This is a genomic window from Mesorhizobium sp. M7A.F.Ca.CA.003.01.2.1 (assembly GCF_003998945.1).
Taxonomy (GTDB): domain Bacteria; phylum Pseudomonadota; class Alphaproteobacteria; order Rhizobiales; family Rhizobiaceae; genus Mesorhizobium; species Mesorhizobium ciceri.
This window is the reverse complement of the sequence record NZ_RZRA01001083.1, coordinates 1-1726: the sequence shown is the minus strand read 5'-3', so window position 1 is coordinate 1726 and position 1726 is coordinate 1. Positions and strand designations below refer to the sequence as shown.

General features: G+C 65.2%; 4 protein-coding genes. 1 reads left to right on the top strand and 3 read right to left on the bottom strand.

The genetic code is table 11. The features are described from left to right. Window positions 1–2 precede the first annotated feature (2 nt). Entirely contained in the window at window positions 3–464 is a 462-nt protein-coding gene (locus tag EN969_RS29930; RefSeq protein ID WP_127419670.1) for a hypothetical protein, read from the top strand. A gap of 20 nt (window positions 465–484) precedes the next feature. Here EN969_RS29930 and EN969_RS29925 read toward each other — a convergent pair whose 3' ends face one another. The 3 genes from EN969_RS29925 to EN969_RS29915 are packed head-to-tail and all read right to left on the bottom strand — an operon-like array spanning window position 485 to window position 1674. Then, window positions 485–790 carry an urease subunit beta gene (locus EN969_RS29925; protein WP_013528398.1) on the bottom strand — a complete coding sequence of 102 codons (306 nt, stop codon included), beginning with the start codon at window positions 788–790 and terminating at the stop codon, window positions 485–487. A gap of 8 nt (window positions 791–798) precedes the next feature. Continuing rightward, the gene (locus EN969_RS29920) at window positions 799–1386 is read right to left on the bottom strand and encodes a HupE/UreJ family protein (RefSeq protein ID WP_063169757.1); all 588 of its coding nucleotides are present in this window, start codon (window positions 1384–1386) and stop codon (window positions 799–801) included. 33 nt (window positions 1387–1419) lie between these two features. After that, entirely contained in the window at window positions 1420–1674 is a 255-nt protein-coding gene (locus EN969_RS29915) for a DUF1272 domain-containing protein (RefSeq protein ID WP_027161066.1), read from the bottom strand. Between the last annotated feature and the right edge of the window lie 52 nt (window positions 1675–1726).

Below are 1726 nucleotides of genomic sequence, written 5' to 3'. Positions count from 1 at the left end.
GAATGCAGGCAGTCGCCGCCATGACGTTCCTGGCGGCGGCTGGTGCTGCTGCCGGACTGAAGGCGCAGGGACTGGAAAGCACGGAGACCGTCAATCGCATCGTCGGCTCGCAGGTCAAGCAGGAAGAGGCCAAGGCCAACACTGAGGCCGGCAACGTCAACACGGCGATCGACCGCACGCGTGAAAACATCGGCACGGTGCGCAAGACATCCAAGCTCGACAAGGTCGACATCGTGTTCCTCACCGATGCCGCGCGCAGCGAAGGCGGCCCGCCGCCGGAGATCGAGGCCAAGGTCAAGCAGCATCAGGACGACATTACGGAGCTGCGCAAGGAGATCGAGGCCAACGCGCTGCTGTTCAACGCCATCGAATCGCGGCGCGTGCAGGCGCAGGATGTCCTCGCCGTCGAATTCGACAATCCCGGAAAGATCGTCATCTACGCCGCGGCCAAGCCATCGAACTGAGCTGAGCGCGCCGGAAGATCTCACAGCTTGCCCATCACCTTCTGCTGAAATCCGTAGACCTCGCGCTTGCCGCCGAGCGGCACCAGCGTGACGTCGCGCTCCTGGCCCGGCTCGAAGCGCATGGCCGTGCCCGCGGCAATGTCGAGGCGCATGCCCCTGGCGCGCTCACGGTCGAATTTCAGCCCCTCATTGGTCTCGAAGAAATGGTAGTGGCTGCCGACCTGGATCGGCCGGTCGCCGCTGTTGGCGACTTTCAGGGTGACGGTCTGCAGGCCCTTGTTGAGCTCGATGTCGCCGCCCACCGTGATGATTTCACCGGGGATCATGGTCACCCTCACACGATGCCGAAGGCGAGACCGATGCCGATCGCCGCGCAGGCGGCACCGGCAGCGCGGGCCAGGCCACGAAACCGGATGCCGAGACCGAGACCGGTGGCGATGCCGGTGGCATGCAGCAACAGCGTGGCGGTGGCAAAGCCGGCCATGTATTCAAGCCCGCCGGCATTCTCCGGCACCTCGGTGCCATGCGCGTGGCCGTGGAAAAGTGCGAACAGGCCGATGATGGCGACGCCGGCCGAGACCGGCAGATCGATCGCCAGCGCCACCAGCAGTCCGAGTGTCACGACCGATGCCAGTATGCCCGGTTCGACGAAGGGCAGCGGCATATGCAGCATGCCCAGCGCGCCGCCGACCACCATGACGCCGACAAAGGCAGCCGGCCAGGCAAGAACCGCCTTGCCGCCCTTGAGCGCCGCCCACAGCCCGACCGCGATCATCACCGTCATGTGATCGAGGCCGGAGAGCGGGTGCATGAAGCCGGCCGTGAAGGAGGAGGTGGTGCCCAGGCCGACATGGGCATAGGCCGGCAGGGCGGCGGCCAGCAGCAGGATCGCCGACAGGCAGAGGCGTTTGGCGGATATCATTCTGTTTGCCTTTCGTTTTGCTCGGTCTGGTGTTCACGCCGCCTTGCGGGGGCCGCAGCCTTCGGCCTTGAGTACGCGTTTGCTCGACGCAGGATATTTCTTCAGCATCGCTGCCGGGCGGATCGGCCGCGCCGAAAAACCACCACCGCAATTGGGGCAGATGCCGCCCAACACCTGTTCCACGCATCCGGCGCAAAAGGTGCACTCGAAGGTGCAGATCAGCGCATCCGTCGCCTCGGGCGGCAGGTCCTTGTCGCAGCATTCGCAGTTGGGACGCAGCTCCAGCATCCTGTCCTCCTCAACGGATCGGTTCGTGCACGGTCACCAGCTTGGTGCCGTC

Coding starts and splice junctions, on each gene's coding strand:
- EN969_RS29915 (WP_027161066.1), bottom strand. CDS start 1,674: ATGCTGGAGCTGCGTCCCAACTGCGAATGCTGCGACAAGGACCTGCCG.
- EN969_RS29920 (WP_063169757.1), bottom strand. CDS start 1,386: ATGATATCCGCCAAACGCCTCTGCCTGTCGGCGATCCTGCTGCTGGCC.
- EN969_RS29925 (WP_013528398.1), bottom strand. CDS start 790: ATGATCCCCGGTGAAATCATCACGGTGGGCGGCGACATCGAGCTCAAC.
- EN969_RS29930 (WP_127419670.1), top strand. CDS start 3: ATGCAGGCAGTCGCCGCCATGACGTTCCTGGCGGCGGCTGGTGCTGCT.